The organism is Streptomyces sp. NPDC051214, from assembly GCF_040682375.1.
In the GTDB taxonomy this organism is placed as follows: Bacteria; Actinomycetota; Actinomycetes; order Streptomycetales; family Streptomycetaceae; genus Streptomyces.
Map to the genome: position 1 here is coordinate 104,437 of NZ_JBFBAT010000011.1, position 14,503 is coordinate 118,939.

General features: G+C 70.9%; 14 protein-coding genes. 8 read left to right on the forward strand and 6 right to left on the reverse strand.

Annotated elements, in window-relative coordinates:
• Nucleotides 1–17: 17 nt before the first annotated feature.
• Both AB0M70_RS28030 and AB0M70_RS28035 read right to left on the reverse strand, forming a co-directional pair.
• Nucleotides 18–899 carry an alpha/beta hydrolase gene (locus AB0M70_RS28030; protein WP_365823971.1) on the reverse strand — a complete coding sequence of 294 codons (882 nt, stop codon included), beginning with the start codon at nt 897–899 and terminating at the stop codon, nt 18–20.
• A 105-nt stretch (nt 900–1,004) separates the two neighbouring features.
• Nucleotides 1,005–1,370: a MerR family transcriptional regulator gene (locus tag AB0M70_RS28035; protein ID WP_365823973.1), complete on the reverse strand. Its 366-nt coding sequence runs from the start codon at nt 1,368–1,370 to the stop codon at nt 1,005–1,007.
• A 74-nt stretch (nt 1,371–1,444) separates the two neighbouring features.
• Here AB0M70_RS28035 and AB0M70_RS28040 point away from each other — a divergent pair, with 74 nt between their 5' ends.
• A complete protein-coding gene (locus tag AB0M70_RS28040) occupies nt 1,445–2,572 on the forward strand; it encodes an alkene reductase (protein ID WP_365823975.1) in 1,128 nt (375 codons plus the stop codon).
• Here AB0M70_RS28040 and AB0M70_RS28045 read toward each other — a convergent pair.
• Nucleotides 2,551–3,258: a nitroreductase family protein gene (locus AB0M70_RS28045; RefSeq protein ID WP_365823977.1), complete on the reverse strand. Its 708-nt coding sequence runs from the start codon at nt 3,256–3,258 to the stop codon at nt 2,551–2,553. The two genes, AB0M70_RS28040 and AB0M70_RS28045, sit on opposite strands and share 22 nt — an antisense overlap.
• 117 nt (nt 3,259–3,375) lie before the next feature.
• On the opposite strand from AB0M70_RS28045, the gene AB0M70_RS28050 reads away from it, so the two are divergent.
• The gene (locus AB0M70_RS28050) at nt 3,376–3,903 is read left to right on the forward strand and encodes a GNAT family N-acetyltransferase (protein ID WP_365823979.1); all 528 of its coding nucleotides are present in this window, start codon (nt 3,376–3,378) and stop codon (nt 3,901–3,903) included.
• Here AB0M70_RS28050 and AB0M70_RS28055 read toward each other — a convergent pair.
• Nucleotides 3,900–4,889 (reverse strand): NADP-dependent oxidoreductase, encoded by a 990-nt coding sequence (locus AB0M70_RS28055; RefSeq protein ID WP_365823981.1) that lies wholly within the window; start codon nt 4,887–4,889, stop codon nt 3,900–3,902. The genes AB0M70_RS28050 and AB0M70_RS28055 overlap by 4 nt on opposite strands.
• 101 nt (nt 4,890–4,990) lie before the next feature.
• Between AB0M70_RS28055 and AB0M70_RS28060 the strand changes: the two genes are divergently transcribed.
• Together AB0M70_RS28060 and AB0M70_RS28065 are read left to right on the forward strand one after the other, a co-directional pair.
• A complete protein-coding gene (locus AB0M70_RS28060) occupies nt 4,991–5,923 on the forward strand; it encodes a LysR family transcriptional regulator (RefSeq protein ID WP_365823983.1) in 933 nt (310 codons plus the stop codon).
• A gap of 189 nt (nt 5,924–6,112) precedes the next feature.
• Nucleotides 6,113–6,241, forward strand: a complete 129-nt coding sequence (locus tag AB0M70_RS28065) for a hypothetical protein (RefSeq protein ID WP_365823985.1) — start codon at nt 6,113–6,115, stop codon at nt 6,239–6,241.
• 32 nt (nt 6,242–6,273) lie between these two features.
• Here the strand turns inward: AB0M70_RS28065 and AB0M70_RS28070 are convergent, their stop codons facing one another.
• Nucleotides 6,274–7,881 (reverse strand): metallophosphoesterase family protein, encoded by a 1,608-nt coding sequence (locus tag AB0M70_RS28070; RefSeq protein WP_365823987.1) that lies wholly within the window; start codon nt 7,879–7,881, stop codon nt 6,274–6,276.
• Nucleotides 7,882–8,032: 151 nt separating this feature from the next.
• On the opposite strand from AB0M70_RS28070, the gene AB0M70_RS28075 reads away from it, so the two are divergent.
• Together AB0M70_RS28075 and AB0M70_RS28080 are read left to right on the forward strand one after the other, a co-directional pair.
• On the forward strand, nt 8,033–9,073 hold the full coding sequence (locus AB0M70_RS28075) for a 3-isopropylmalate dehydrogenase (RefSeq protein WP_365823989.1): 1,041 nt from the start codon (nt 8,033–8,035) through the stop codon (nt 9,071–9,073).
• A 244-nt stretch (nt 9,074–9,317) separates the two neighbouring features.
• On the forward strand, nt 9,318–10,415 hold the full coding sequence (locus AB0M70_RS28080) for a branched-chain amino acid aminotransferase (RefSeq protein ID WP_365823991.1): 1,098 nt from the start codon (nt 9,318–9,320) through the stop codon (nt 10,413–10,415).
• Nucleotides 10,416–10,484: 69 nt separating this feature from the next.
• Here AB0M70_RS28080 and AB0M70_RS28085 read toward each other — a convergent pair whose 3' ends face one another.
• Nucleotides 10,485–11,909, reverse strand: coding sequence for a cytosine permease (locus tag AB0M70_RS28085; protein ID WP_365823993.1), 1,425 nt, complete (start codon nt 11,907–11,909; stop codon nt 10,485–10,487).
• 162 nt (nt 11,910–12,071) lie between these two features.
• Between AB0M70_RS28085 and ureA the strand changes: the two genes are divergently transcribed.
• Together ureA and AB0M70_RS28095 are read left to right on the forward strand one after the other, a co-directional pair.
• Nucleotides 12,072–12,776, forward strand: a complete 705-nt coding sequence (ureA, locus tag AB0M70_RS28090) for an urease subunit gamma (RefSeq protein ID WP_365823995.1) — start codon at nt 12,072–12,074, stop codon at nt 12,774–12,776.
• On the forward strand, nt 12,773–14,494 hold the full coding sequence (locus AB0M70_RS28095) for an urease subunit alpha (protein ID WP_365823997.1): 1,722 nt from the start codon (nt 12,773–12,775) through the stop codon (nt 14,492–14,494). Before ureA ends, AB0M70_RS28095 begins: the two co-directional genes overlap by 4 nt.
• The last annotated feature ends 9 nt before the right edge of the window (nt 14,495–14,503 follow it).

Genomic DNA, 14,503 nt, shown 5'->3' on the forward strand with positions numbered 1-14,503 from the left:
TCGGGGGCGGTGCTGTCTCACCGCGCCGGTGCGTCGAGGCGCCGGGTCAGGAAGTCGTCGATCAGTCCGGCGATCTGCGCCGCGTGGGTCTCCAGGGCGAAGTGGCCGGCGGGCAGCAGGTGCACCTCGGCCTCCGGCAGATCGCGGAGGAAGGCGAGGGCGCCGCCCCGCACGAAGATCTCGTCGTGGGCGCCCCAGGTGGCGAGCAGCGGGACCTGGGAGGTGCGGAAGTACTCCTGGAACGCGGGGTACAGCTCGATGTTGCTGCCGTAGTCGCCGATCAGGGAGAGCTGGATCTCGTCCTGGCCCTCGCGGGCCATCAGCGCCGCGTCGTGCAGCCAGGCGTCCGGGCTGACGAGGGTCGGGTCCGCAACACCGTGCGTGTACTGCCACTTGATGCCTTCGAGGGAGCGGATCTCCCGTACGGGCGCGGCGGTCTTCTCGTTCGGGTCCGCGATGTACGCGAGGACGGGTGCCCAGGCCTCGGTGCCGAGGCCCTCCTCGTACGCGTTGCCGTTCTGCGTGACGATGGCGGTGACGCGCTCGGGGTGCGCGAGGGCCAGGCGCAGGCCGATGGGTGCGCCGTAGTCCTGGATGTAGAGCGCGAAACGCGTCAGGCCCAGTTGCTCGGTGAACTCCGCGGTGAGGTCGGCGAGTTCGGCGAAGGAGTACGTGAAGTCCTGTGCCAACGGGGTGGCGGAGCGGCCGAAGCCGAGGTGATCGGGGGCGATGACGCGGTAGCGGTGGGCCAGGAGCGGAATGAGGTCGCGGAACATGTGCGAGCTGGAGGGGAAGCCGTGCAGCAGGAGGAGGACGGGGGCGTCGGCGCGGCCGGCCTCGCGGTAGGCGATCTCGTGGCCCCGGACGGTGATGGAGCGGTGGTGGGTCCTGTTGCTCATCTCTAACCCCTCAAACGCGTGTTGATGGTTGCCTTGGAGGTGAGTAGAGCACGCGTCGACCTAACCAGTCAACGCGTTTTAAGGGGTTAGGTAAACTTCAAGGGGTCACGCGTTGCTCTTCCCCGCCGCGGTGATCACCTCGTCGAGCACGTCTCTGGCTCGCAGCAACTCCTCGACCATGCCGTCGATCCGCGCCCGCTCCACCGAGAGCTCCTCCACCAGCCAGGGCGTCGCCTTCTCCGACGGGCCGCCGTCCTGGTCCCGCATGCAGGGCAGCAGCTGCACGATCTTCGCGCTGCACAGGCCCGCCGCGAACAGCTCCTGGATGTGGACGACCCGGTCGACCGCGGACTCCGGGTAGTCGCGGTGGCCGCCCGGTGTGCGGTCCGCGTGCAGCAGGCCCTGCTTCTCGTAGTAGCGCAGGGACCGCTCGCTCACAGCGGTACGCTTCGCCAGCTCGCCGATCCTCATGTCACGCGTACCTCCGCACTCGACGTACTTCCGCACTTGAATCTGACACCGGTGTCAGCTTCTACCGTTCCGGCATGACGAACACCAAGCTCCTCACACCGTATTCCGCCCCCACCGCTCACGGCCTGCGTCTGCCCAATCGCATCGTCATGGCCCCCATGAGCCGCCACCGCGCCACCGAGGACGGCACCCCGCTGCCGGTCGTCGCCGACCACTACGCCCAGCGTGCGAGCGCCGGCCTCATCGTCACCGAGGGCATCTGGCCCAGCAGCCGGGGCCAGAGCGGCTGGCGCTTCCCCGGCCTTCAGACCGCCGCGCACATCGAGGGGTGGCGGCGGGTCACCGAGGCCGTGCACGCCGCGGGAGGCCGCATCTACGCCCAGTTGATGCACGGCGGCAGACACGGGCACCCGCTGTCCCGGATCGACGAGGACGTTCCCGCGGCTCCGTCCGCCGTGCTCGTCGACCCGAGCCGCGTCCATGTGCGCGACGGCGGCAAGGCCGACCCGGCCACCCCGCGCGAGATGAGCGTCGACGAGATCCACACGGCGGTCCGTGACTTCGCCGACGCCGCCCGCAACGCCATCGCGGCGGGCTTCGACGGCGTCGAACTGCACGGCGCCAACAGCTACTTGATCCACCAGTTCCTCGCGGACAACTCCAACCTCCGTGACGACGCGTACGGCCGCAACACCATCGCCGACCGCATCCGCTTCGCCGTGGAGGTCGTACGCGCCGCCGCCGACGCCATCGGCGCCGAGCGCCTGGGCCTGCGCCTCTCGCCGGGCAACCCGCAGTTCGGCATGGCGGAGGCGGACCCCGGCCCCGTCTACCGCGCGCTGCTCGACGCGATCGACGGCCTGGGCCTGGCCTACCTCCACCTCACCGACAACGACAGCTACCCGGCCCTCGCCGACCTGCGCCCCCACTGGCACGGCACCCTCATCGGCAACGTCGGCGAGAACGGCGACCCGACCACACGGGAGGCCGGGGAGGCGGTCCTCGCCGAAGGCCTCGCGGACCTCGTCTCGTACGGCCGTGCCTTCATCTCCAACCCCGACCTGCCGGAGCGGTTCGCGGTGGGCGCGCCGCTCCAGGAGATCGACGCGCGGCACCTCTACACCCACGGCGCCGAGGGGTACACCGACTACCCCTCCCTGGAGAGCCAGTTGGTCTCCGCTCAGACCTCCACGAGCACCTGATCGAGGGACTTGCGCACGAGGTCGGGGACCTGGCAGTCCGGCGCCGGATAGCCCACCGGGATCACCGCGAACGCCTTCTCGTTCTCCGGCCTGCCCAGCACCTGCGACAGGAACCGCATCGGGCTCGGCGTGTGGATCAGCGCGGCGAGGCCCGACAGATGCAGCGCGGAAAGGAGCATCCCCACCGCGATGCCCACCGACTCGTCGACGTAGTAGTGCTTGCGCTTGGTGCCGTCATCGCCCAGCCAGTAGCGCTGCTGGAAGACGACGATCAGCGCGGGCGCGTCCGTCAGATGCGGCTTCACCTCGTCCGTGCCGAGCGGGCGCAGGGCCGCGAGCCACTCCTCGCCGAGCCGCCCGTCGTACGAGACCTGCTCCTCGTGCTCGGCGGCCTCGCGGATTCGGCGGCGTACCTCCGGGTCCTGGACGAGGACGAAGGTCCACGGCTGCTGGTGCGCGCCGGACGGCGCGGTCGCCGCGCACGCGACGGCGTCCCGCACGACCTGCGCGGGCACGGGGTCCGGCGCGAACTGCCGCACGGTGCGGCGCTCCCGCATCCGCTCGCGCAACTCGGCGGACCGGGACAGGGACTGGGACGCGGGCATGCGCTCGGGGCGGTACGGAACGGAGCGGTAGGGCTCGCCGTGGATGGGGGTCCAGGGCCGTTCTGCGGTGTAGTCAGCCATGGCCCCGAGTGTGCCCCGGTCAGCTCGACCCCGTCACCCGAAGGCCCCAAAGGCGAGGCTCACCGCCGCGGGGAAATCGGCGTGCGTACGCAGACAGGGCCTGAGTACGGTGGAGAGGTGACCACGCTGCGTACGGCCCATACCTGCGACATCGACCCGGCCGAACTCCGCGCCGCCCGCGCCCTGATGGACGAGGCGTTCGACGGGGACTTCAGTGACCAGGACTGGGAGCACGGCCTCGGCGGCATGCACGCCCTGGTGCACGACGACTCCGGCCTCCTCCTCGCGCACGGCTCCGTGGTGCAGCGCCGCATCCTGCACGACGGCCGTTCGCTGCGCGTCGGTTACGTCGAGGCGGTCGCCGTCCGCCCGGACCGGCAGCGGCAGGGCCTGGGCGGGCAGGTGATGGGCGCCCTGGAGCGGGTGATCGACCGGGCGTACGCGCTGGGCGCGCTCTCGGCGTCGGACGAGGGGGAGCGGCTCTATCTCGGGCGCGGCTGGCAGCGGTGGAAGGGCACGGTCGGCACCCTCGGCCCGCAGGGCGCCGTCCCCATGCCGGACGAGGAACCCCCGCTCCTGTGGGGCGCCGGCCTCGACCCGGCGCACGAACTCCTCATCGACTGGCGTGACGGGGACGTCTTCTAGGCGGCGACAATGATCTTGCCGAGGTTCTCGCCGCGCAGCATCCCCAGGAACGCGTCCACGATCGAGCCGAAGCCCTCCACCACGGTCTCGTCGAGCCCGACGCGCCCGCTCTGCAGATGCGGCACCACGAACTCGTACAACTCCTCCTGCACCGCGTAGTGATCGCGGACCAGGAAGCCCTCCATGCGCAGGCTCTTCTCGACGATGTCGGGGAGGTTGCGCAGGGCGTACGGCGTGCCGGTGCTGTTGTACTGGGCGATCGTGCCGATGCGCACGATCCGTCCACGGTCGCGCAGCGAGGAGATCGCCGCTTCCAGGTGCTCGCCGCCGACGTTGTCCATGTAGAGGTCGATCCCCTCGGGCGCCGCCTTCGCGAGCAGCTCGGCCGTCGGGCCCGCGTGGTAGTCGAAGACCTCGTCGTAGCCGACGTGTTCCGTCAGGTACGCCGCCTTCGCCGCCGTGCCCGCGCCGCCGACGAGCCGTCCCGCGCCCATCAGCCGGGCGAGCCGCCCGGTGGCCGTGCCGACGCCGCCGCCCGCCGCGGAGACGAACACGTCCTGGCCCGCGCGGAGTTCGGCGATGCGGGTGAGGCCGACGTAGGCCGTGAGGCCCGTACCGCCGAGGATGCTCAGGTGCGCGGAGAGCGGTACGCCGTCGAAGCGGGGGACGGCGCGCGCCTCATCGGGGGTGACGACGGTGTGCGTGCGCCAGCCCTGCCGGTGGAAGACGATCTCGCCCTCGCGGAGCGCGGGGTCACGGGACTCGATGACGCGGCCGAGGGTGCGGCCCTCCAGGGGCGCGTTCAGGGCGAAGTCCCCGTCCATCATCTCGCGGTGGTAGGGGTCCACCGACCAGTACAGGTTCTCCACCAGGGCGGTGCCCGGCGTGGGTCGGGGCAGCGCCGACTCCACGAAGGCGAAGTGGTCGCGGGTGGGGAAGCCGTGGGGGCGGGCGGTCTGGTGCACGGTGAGCGCGGTCTCGGTCATGGCGGTGACCGTACGGAGGAATGCGGGGGCGGGGGAGTGGGTTGCGCTCATGGAACGCCCCGAACCATGAAGAGCCCTCATAGAAGCAGGTGGGACCCCCGATGAGCGCTGCCGGAACGCCGAACGCGACCACCGCCGCCACCGACCTGGCGCCGCACGAACTGCGCATCCTCGTGGCCGTCGACCGCGAGCGCGGATTCTCGGCGGCGGCCGAGGCGCTCGGGGTGACCCAGTCCGCGGTCTCGCACTCCGTCCGCGGGACGGAACGCAAGATCGGGGCGGTGCTCTTCGAACGCGGCCGCAAGGGAGCGACCCCGACCCCGGCCGGCGTGGCCGCCGCCGCCCACGCCCGGCGCGTCCTGCGGCTCCTGGACACCCTGGCCGCCGAGGCGCGTGGCGCCGCACAGGGCACGGTCGCGGGAGTGCTGCGCATCGCCGCGTTCCGCAGCGTGGCCCTGCATCTGCTGCCGCCCGTCCTGGAGCGGCTCACCACCCGCCATCCCGGCATCGAACCGGAGGTGCGCGTGGTGCGCGAACTGGGGGCCGGGACCGCGGGCGAGGTCGCTCAGGGGCGGGCGGACGTGGGCATCGCGACGATCGGGGCGACCTCGCCGGTGCCCGCCGGACTCATCGGTGACGTACTCATCGAGGAGCCCTACTCGCTGGTGCACCCGGCGGGACACCCCGACCCGCGCTCCCTGCCCCTCGTGGACTGGCACGAGAACTGCGGCTCCTACACCCGGCAGTGGTGGGCCGGACAGGACTGGATCCCGAAGGCGACGGTGCTGACCGAGGACGACGGAGCGGTGCTCTCGATGGTGAGCAGGGGTCACGGCATGGCGATCATGCCCGCGCTCTCACTGAACGGAGCACCGGACGGAATCGAGATCACCGATCTCGGTCCGGAGCGCCCGTCGCGCTCCGTGGGCTACGTCACCACGCCTGAGCTGGCCTCCACGGCCGCTGTCCGTGCCCTCATCCGCGAGCTCAGGGCCTCCAGAGGAGGGGCCGCGGAAGAAGGCCGTCTCAGATAGTAGGAAGTCCGAGTAATTGTGGAGACAGACGCTCCGTCCTCGCTTAGCTTTGTAGGAGCCGAACGTCTCGCTCGATCAAGCGAATGGCGGTCGTGAGCCGGAGCCCCGTGCAGGCAACCCCTGCGGCTCCCCGCTCCCCGCCCTTCCGGCGTCTCGAAGTACACGCTTCCCTCAAGGAGTGGATCCCCCATGGCCGAGACGACCGCACGCCGAGTCCGCCACGCCTCCCGTACCAGCGATGCCGACCGCAGGAAGGCCGCCGCAGCCCTGCAGCGCGCCCTCGACCGCAGGGACAACGGCGGCGAGACGGGTCACTGACCCGCCCGCCCCCTGAGCCTGCTTTCGAGTCCCTACTTACCGCGCACCACCTCGAAGTGGTCCACGCGCTCTCCGCTCTCGGCGAGCGCGGAGACCGTCAGCCTCGGGTCGGCGCCGGCCGTCACCTCCACCGCGAGGAACGAGAAGCCGGTGTACCGCACCCGTGACCACGCCACGGTGTCCGGAGCGTGCAGGCGCGACGAGGTCCAGTGGAACGACTTGACCGCATCCCGGTCGTCGACATGGCCCTCGTAGCTGTCCTTCACGCCCGCCGGAAAGCTGTAGAGGTCCTTGCCCGCGCCGCCCGCGGTGACGTACACGATGCCGTCGCGCGTCGGATCGGTCGACGCGCCGACCGGCACGGGCTTGCCGACCTCGCCGCCCTTGATCGCGTCGGTGCGCTCGTACACGTGGTTGTGGCCGTTGATCACCAGGTCCACCTGGTGCCTGGTGAACAGCTCGAGCCACGCGTCGCGCACCCCGCCGTCGGACCCGTGCGTCGCCGTCGAGTACATGCAGTGGTGGAAGAAGACCACGACGAAGTCGACGGTCTCGTCCGCCCGCAGCTCGCCGAGGCGCCTGTCCAGCCACGCCGTCTGCCTGCCGTCCGTGTAGCCCTTGTTGGCCGGGATCTCGTACGAGACGTCGTTCGCGTCGAGCGCGACGACGCCGACATTGCCGTACGTGAAGGAGTAGACGCCCGGCGCCTGCACGGGGTCGAAGCCGTTCTCCGGCAGCGACCAGCGGGCGGACTGCCCGCCGTAGCCGTTCGGGGAGTACCACGCCTCCATGTCGTGGTTGCCGGTCGTCACCATCCACGGGACCGACTTCGCCACGGACTCCGTCTGCGCGAGGAAGGTGTCCCACACGCGTGCGTCGTACGTGTCGGACTCCTTGCCGTGCCCGGTGCTGTCCGCGTAGCAGATGTCGCCCGCGTGCAGATGGAAGGACGGATTCTGGCCCAGGATCAACTGGTCGTTGGCGAGCGCGTCGTAGCTCACGCCCTGGTCGCCGAAGGCCGTGAAGACGAACTTCTCCGCCGTCGCCGGGGCCGTGCGGAAGGTGCCGATCGTCGCCATGCGCTCGGGCGACGCCGGGTCGAAGCCCTCGTGGCCGACCCCGTAGTAGTACGTCGTGCCGGGCCGCAGGCCGTCGAGGGCCGCGTGCAGGTAGTACTGCTCGACCGCGGGCAGCTTCTTCGACAGGGAGGGGGTGTGCAGGTCGCGCACCTCCGCCTCGATCTTCCGGCTCAGCTCCCAGGGCTTCGGTCCCACCCGCAGATAAGGGGACTTGACCGCGAACGGCACCTGCCAGGAGACCCGCATCTGTGTCTTGGGGTCGGCCCCGAAGGCGAGATGCCGGGCGAAGGGCGCCACCAGCCTGCCGTCGACCTTGACCGGCGCGGACCGCGCGGAAGCCGCGGTGAGGGGGCTCGACCCTGACGCGCTCCCGCCCTGGGCGTCGCCCGAGCCGCCCGAACTGCCCGCGAGCAGGCCGATGCCACCGACCGTCCCTGCCGCGGCGAACGAACTGGCGAGGACCTTGCGCCGGGACAGCCTCTTGCGCAGGTACTCGTGCTGCTCCGGCATGCTCATCCCGGCCGCGAGCCGCTCCGGTATGCCGACGTTGGGGGTGTCCATGTCCCTGCACCTTCCCGGTGATTCCCCACTCCCGCCAGGCCTGCGGGTGAAGGGCGGGTGGCCATGTGATGACGCACCCATGGCGTGACCAGGGGTGTCCGCATGCCGGACTGCGTGTGTCATCCCCTGGGACGACGCGTACGCTGCTGGCATGTCTCGCAGCATCAATCTCGCAGTGATCCCCGGTGATGGAATCGGCCAGGAAGTCGTGGCCCAGGGGCTCAAGGTCCTCAACGCCGTCCTCCCGCAGGATGTGAAGCTGGAGACCAAGGAGTTCGACTTCGGCGCCAAGCGCTACCACGCGACCGGTGAGACCCTCACCGACGCCGACGTCGAGGCCCTCAAGCAGTACGACGCGATCCTCCTCGGCGCGATCGGCGACCCCTCGGTCCCGTCCGGCGTCCTGGAGCGCGGCTTCCTGCTGAAGCTCCGCTTCCTCTTCGACCACCACGTCAACCTGCGGCCCTCGAAGCTGCTCCCGGGTGTGGCCACCCCGCTCAAGGGCCAGCCCGAGATCGACTTCATCGTCGTACGCGAAGGAACCGAGGGCCCCTACACGGGCAACGGCGGCTCGATCCGCACGGGCACCCCGCACGAGGTCGCCACCGAGGTCTCCGTCAACACCGCCTTCGGTGTGGAGCGCGTGGTCCGTGACGCCTTCGCCCGCGCGCAGGCCCGCCCGCGCAAGAAGCTGACGCTGGTCCACAAGAACAACGTCCTCGCCTACGCCGGTCACCTCTGGACGAACGTCTTCAACGCGGTGGCGAAGGACTTCCCCGACGTCACCACCGACTACATCCACGTCGACGCCGCGACGATCTACCTCGTCACCGACCCGGGCCGTTTCGACGTGATCGTCACCGACAACCTCTTCGGCGACATCATCACCGACCTCGCGGCCGCCGTCTCCGGCGGCATCGGCGTCGCGGCATCCGGCAACATCAACCCGAGCCGCGAGTTCCCGTCGATGTTCGAGCCCGTGCACGGCTCCGCGCCGGACATCGCGGGCCAGGGCAAGGCCGACCCGTCGGCCACCGTCCTGTCCGTCGCGCTCCTCCTGCGTCACCTCGGCTACGAGGACCAGGCGGCGCGCATCGAGACCGCCGTCTCCACCGACCTGGCGGAGCGCGGCGACACGGTCCGCACCACCGAGCAGATCGGCGACGCGCTCGCCGTACGAGTAGCCGACTGACCCGGCAGCTCATCCTCTTGCACACAAGCCGCCGGGTCTGGTTCACCACCCGGCGGCTTCTCGTATGCGGCTCCGGGTGCCACCATCGACCCCTGGGCCGCATTCACGCTGTTTCTTCCTCGGCGCCACGCGAGCGATAATCGAACGTGGGGCCGCGGAATGCAGGGTTGCTCGGACGTCCTAGTACGACACGTACTGGCGTGAGCGCGGTCCGTCACCATCACACCGTGAAGGACTAGTACTCATGACGACGACGCCGACACCCACGATCGAGCTCAAGCCCACCTCGAGCCCGCTGTCCAAGGCGGAGCGCGAGGCGATTTTGGCCAACCCCGGGTTCGGCCGCCACTTCACCGACCACATGGTGACGATCAAGTGGACGGAGGGCCGCGGCTGGCACGACGGCCAGCTCGTGCCGTACGGCCCGCTCTCCCTCGACCCGGCGACCAACGTCCTGCACTACGCGCAGGAGATCTTCGAGGGCCTGAAGGCCTACCGGCAGCCCGACGGCTCGGTGGCCTCCTTCCGCCCCGACGCCAACGCCGAGCGCTTCCAGCGCTCCGCGCGGCGGCTCGCGATGCCGGAGCTGCCGGTCGAGACGTTCATCGAGGCGTGCGACGCGCTGGTGAAGGCGGACAAGGCGTGGGTGCCCGCGCACGGCGGCGAGGAGTCGCTCTACCTGCGCCCCTTCATGATCGCCAGTGAGGTCGGCCTGGGCGTGAAGCCCGCCAACGAGTACCTCTTCATCGTCATCGCCTCGCCCGCCGGCGCGTACTTCCCCGGCGGCGTCAAGCCCGTCTCCATCTGGCTGTCGGAGGACCGCGTGCGGGCCGTCCCCGGTGGCGTGGGCGACGCCAAGACCGGCGGCAACTACGCGGCGTCCCTGCTCGCGCAGGCCGAGGCCGCGGAGAAGGGCTGCGACCAGGTCGCCTACCTGGACGCCGTGGAGCACAAGTGGGTCGAGGAGCTCGGCGGCATGAACCTGTACTTCGTGTACGGGGACAAGATCGTCACCCCGACCCTGACCGGTTCGCTGCTCGCCGGGATCACCCGCGACTCGCTGCTCACGGTCGCCCAGGACCTCGGCTACAAGTCGGAGGAGTCGCGGGTCTCGATCGACCAGTGGCAGGCGGACACGGCCGAGGGCACCCTCACGGAGGTCTTCGCGTGCGGCACGGCCGCGGTGATCACCCCCGTGGGCACGGTCAAGTGCCGCTCGGGCGAGTGGACCCAGAGCGGCGGCGAGCCGGGCCCGGTCACGATGAAGCTGCGCGAGGCGCTGCTCGACGTGCAGCGCGGCACGTCGGAGGACAAGCACGGCTGGATGCATGACCTCGGCTGAGGTCTTGACCCAGTAGGACCGCGAGGGCCGGGCCCGGAAGCAAGCCTTCCGGGCCCGGCCGCTTTGCGTCTACGGCGTCGGCACGCCGACCGCGGGTTCACCCGCCGGTTCGGGCGCACTTCGGCGTTCCAGGACCACGTACGCCAGGCCGCCCGCAAGGCCCGACAGCAGGAAACTGCAGTCCACCCCACCGGTGAGGGAGAGCAGCGGCCCCTCGTAGGAGGGGAGCGAGACCGCCGCGAGGCCGACCACCGCGCCCAGGGCCCAGCTCACCGTCGCCGGGATGTTCCAGCCCGCCCGGTACCAGTAGATCCCTCCCCGGGAACGGCGGTTGAAGACCTGGAGGGCCTCCGCGTCGTACGTGCCCCCGCAGCGGACGAAGCCGATCAGGGTGATCACCGCCCACGGTGTGCCGATGGCGGTGAGGAGCAGGACGAAGGACGTCATCGCGTCCTGCGCCTCCCACGCGTAGTGCCCCACGAACACGCACCCCGTGGCGACCACCGCCACGGTGTACGTCGCGCGGGCCCGCGACGCCCGCGGCAGGATCGCGTCGAGGTCCAGGCCCATCGAGTACAGCATCAGGCCCGCGTTGCCGACCGAACCCGCGGAGGCGGCCAGGAGGAGCGGGACCAGGTACCAGCCCGGGGCCGCCGAGACCAGCGGCCCGGCGTAGTCGAGCGCCGCCCCCGCCGCGTACGCCGTGAACGTGCCGAAGAGCTGGGGGACGAGGAGCCCGGCGAGCAGGCCGACCCACGACGCCCGCAGCACCGTACGGGAGGTGTGGCGTGCGGGGGAGACGTAGCGCGTGTAGTCGCCCAGGAGCGTGATGAACGCGATCGGGCCGCTCAGGCCCGCCGCCACCAGGGCCAGCAGCCACGTCGGCCAGAACGAGCCGAGGAGGTAGCCGCCCGCGTCGGGGAGCGGTGACGTCGTGAAGTCGGGGGCGTACGCCACCACCCCGAGGACGAGCAGAGCCGTCATGCCGACCGCGAGGATGCGCGAGAGGCGAAGCAGCACCCGGTAGCCGTAGACGGCGCCCGCCACCGTGGCGGCGGCGAGCAGCGCGTACACGAGCCCGTACGAGAGGCCGCTCGCGGGAAGCCCCGTCAGGCGGTGCAGCGCGCCCACCATCACGTCGCCGCCGATCCAGATGGTCAGGGCGGTGTAGCCGAGGGACAGCAGGAGGCCGACGACCGAGCCGACCAGGCGGCCCCGCACGCCGAACTGGGCTCCGGACGAGGTGGACAGGTTCGTGCCCGTACGGAGCGAGACCAGGGCAAGGGGCGCGGTCAGGGCGGTGCCGATGACGGTGCCCGCCACCACCGAGGTGACGGACGCCCACCAGCCGAGGCCGAACGACACCGGCAGCCAGCCGAAGACGATCACCCCCAGGCAGAGGTTGGAGCCGAGCAGGATCGAGATGAGATCGCGGGGGCCGCTGGTGCGTTCCCCGTCCGGGATGGTGTCGACTCCGCGCTGTTCTATCGGCATGAGGGTGCCCCTGACGCTCGATCGTGGCCGCCTGCGCACACAGGCTGCCGGACGACTGTTTGAGTGCCGCTCAATGTGACCTGAGTCAAGCTCACACGTCAATGTTTCCGTCGCATCAATCTCATGGTTAGAGTGTTGGTCAAACGATGGAGGTGTGGTGGCGTGCGGCTTACCCCCACGGAACGCGACCGGCTGCTGCTCTTCGGGGCCGCCGAGCTTGCCAGGGCCCGCAAGGCGCGCGGCCTCAGACTCAACGTCCCCGAGGCGACCGCCCTGATCGCGGACACGGTGTGCGAGGCGGCCCGCGACGGGGCCAGGCTCGCCGAGGCGATCGACCGGGCCCGCTCGGTCCTCGGGCCCGACGACGTCCTGCCGGGCGTCGCGGATGTGGTGACCGAGGTGCATGTGGAGGCAGTCTTCGACGACGGGTCCCGGCTCGCGGTCGTCTCGCAGCCCCTCGGGGCGGGGCTCGGCAGCGAGGCGCCCGGGGCGCTGCTGCCCGGTGCCGAGCACGAGGAGCCGGCGCCTGTCGCGACGATCGCCGTGCACAACACCGCCACCGTGCCCGTCTCCGTGACCTCGCACTTCCACTTCTTCGAGGCCAATCCCCGGCTCGACTTCGACCGCCCGGCCGCGTACGGCATGCGGCTCGCGGTGCCCGCCGGGTCCTCGGTCCGCTTCGGGCCCGGCGAGAGCGCCGAGGTCGGGCTGCTTCCGATCGGCGGCGAACGGATCGCGATCGGATTCGCCGGCCTCGTCGACGGGCCGCTGGACGCGCCGGGTGCCCGCGAAGAGGCCCTGCGCCGCGCCGCCGCCTGCGGCTACCTCGGCACACCGGAAACCACTGAGCAGGAGGTCGAGCGATGAGCCGCCCCGGAGGCCACCCCGCGGAACCGCGCCGCCTCACCCCGTACGAGTACGCCGCCACGCACGGCCCCCGGGCCGGCGACCGCGTCAGGCTCGGCGACTCGGGCCTGACCGTCCGGGTGGAGTCCGACGCGCAGAAGTACGGCGAGGAGTTCCTCGCCGGGTTCGGCAAGACCGCCCGCGACGGGCTGCACCTGAAGGCCGCCGCGGTCCGCGAGACCTGTGACGTGGTGATCAGCAACGTCCTGGTGATCGACGCCGTGCAGGGCATCCGCAAGGTGTCGATCGGCATCAGGGAAGGCCGCATCCACGCCATCGGGCGCGCGGGCAACCCGGACACCCTCGACGGGGTCGACGTGGTGGTCGGCACCGGCACGTCCATCGTCTCGGGCGAAGGGCTCATCGCCACCGCCGGAGCCGTGGACACCCACGTGCACCTGCTCTCGCCGCGCATCATGGAGGCCTCGCTCGCCTCCGGCGTCACCACGGTCATCGGTCAGGAATTCGGGCCCGTGTGGGGCGTCGGCGTCAACTCGCCCTGGGCGCTGCGGCACGCGTTCAACGCCTTCGACGCCTGGCCGGTCAACATCGGCTTCCTCGGCCGGGGTTCGTCCTCGCACGACGCCCCGCTGATCGAGGCGCTCGCCGAGGGCGGGGCATCGGGCTTCAAGGTGCACGAGGACATGGGCGCCCATACGCGTGCGCTCGACACCGCGCTGCGGGTCGCCGAAGAGCACGACGTGCAAGTCGCCCTGCACAGCGACGGACTGAACGAGTGCCTCTCCGTCGAGGACACCCTGAAGGTCCTCGAAGGGCGCACCATCCACGCCTTCCACATCGAGGGGTGCGGCGGCGGACACGTGCCGAACGTCCTGAAGATGGCGGGCGTGCCCAACGTGATCGGCTCCTCCACCAACCCCACGCTGCCCTTCGGACGCGACGCCGTCGCCGAGCACTACGGCATGATCGTCTCGGTCCACGACCTGAAGACCGACCTGCCGGGCGACGCGGCCATGGCGCGTGACCGCATCCGCGCCGGGACCATGGGCGCGGAGGACGTCCTTCACGACCTGGGCGCCATCGGCATCACCTCGTCCGACGCGCAGGGCATGGGGCGCGCGGGCGAGACCGTACGCAGGACCTTCGCGATGGCCGGGAAGATGAAGGCCGAGCTCGGCCCCATGGAGGGCGACGGTGACGGCGACGACAACGCGCGCGTCCTGCGCTACATGGCCAAGCTGACCATCAACCCCGCCATCGCCCACGGCCTCGCCCACGAGGTCGGCTCCATCGAGGTCGGCAAGATGGCCGACATCGTGCTCTGGCGGCCCGAGTTCTTCGGCGCCAAACCGCAGTTGGTCCTGAAGTCGGGCTTCCCCGCCTATGGCGTCGTGGGTGACCCGAACGCGGCGACCGACACCTGCGAGCCGCTCGTCCTGGGCCCGCAGTTCGGCGCGTACGGCTCGACGCCCGCCGACATCTCGGTGGCCTTCGTCGCCCAGGCCGCCGTCGACCAGGGCAACGACAAGATGCCCACGCGCCGCAGAAGGGTCGCCGTGCGCGGCACCCGCGGCATCGGGCCCGCCGACCTGCGCCTCAACTCCCGCACCGGCTCCGTCGACGTCGACCAGCGCTCCGGCCTGGTCACGCTCGACGGCGACCCGGTCCGCTCCGAGCCCGCGGACTCCGTCTCCCTCAACCGCCTCTACTTCCTCTAAGGACGTACG

Excerpts from the sequence above, each read along its gene's own strand:
- AB0M70_RS28065 (WP_365823985.1), top strand. The coding sequence starts at position 6,113 with ATGGCCGAGACGACCGCACGCCGAGTCCGCCACGCCTCCCGTACCAGC.
- AB0M70_RS28035 (WP_365823973.1), bottom strand. The coding sequence starts at position 1,370 with ATGAGGATCGGCGAGCTGGCGAAGCGTACCGCTGTGAGCGAGCGGTCC.
- AB0M70_RS28060 (WP_365823983.1), top strand. The coding sequence starts at position 4,991 with ATGAGCGCTGCCGGAACGCCGAACGCGACCACCGCCGCCACCGACCTG.
- AB0M70_RS28080 (WP_365823991.1), top strand. The coding sequence starts at position 9,318 with ATGACGACGACGCCGACACCCACGATCGAGCTCAAGCCCACCTCGAGC.
- AB0M70_RS28075 (WP_365823989.1), top strand. The coding sequence starts at position 8,033 with ATGTCTCGCAGCATCAATCTCGCAGTGATCCCCGGTGATGGAATCGGC.
- AB0M70_RS28040 (WP_365823975.1), top strand. The coding sequence starts at position 1,445 with ATGACGAACACCAAGCTCCTCACACCGTATTCCGCCCCCACCGCTCAC.
- AB0M70_RS28085 (WP_365823993.1), bottom strand. The coding sequence starts at position 11,909 with ATGCCGATAGAACAGCGCGGAGTCGACACCATCCCGGACGGGGAACGC.
- AB0M70_RS28045 (WP_365823977.1), bottom strand. The coding sequence starts at position 3,258 with ATGGCTGACTACACCGCAGAACGGCCCTGGACCCCCATCCACGGCGAG.
- AB0M70_RS28055 (WP_365823981.1), bottom strand. The coding sequence starts at position 4,889 with ATGACCGAGACCGCGCTCACCGTGCACCAGACCGCCCGCCCCCACGGC.
- AB0M70_RS28070 (WP_365823987.1), bottom strand. The coding sequence starts at position 7,881 with ATGGACACCCCCAACGTCGGCATACCGGAGCGGCTCGCGGCCGGGATG.
- AB0M70_RS28030 (WP_365823971.1), bottom strand. The coding sequence starts at position 899 with ATGAGCAACAGGACCCACCACCGCTCCATCACCGTCCGGGGCCACGAG.
- AB0M70_RS28095 (WP_365823997.1), top strand. The coding sequence starts at position 12,773 with ATGAGCCGCCCCGGAGGCCACCCCGCGGAACCGCGCCGCCTCACCCCG.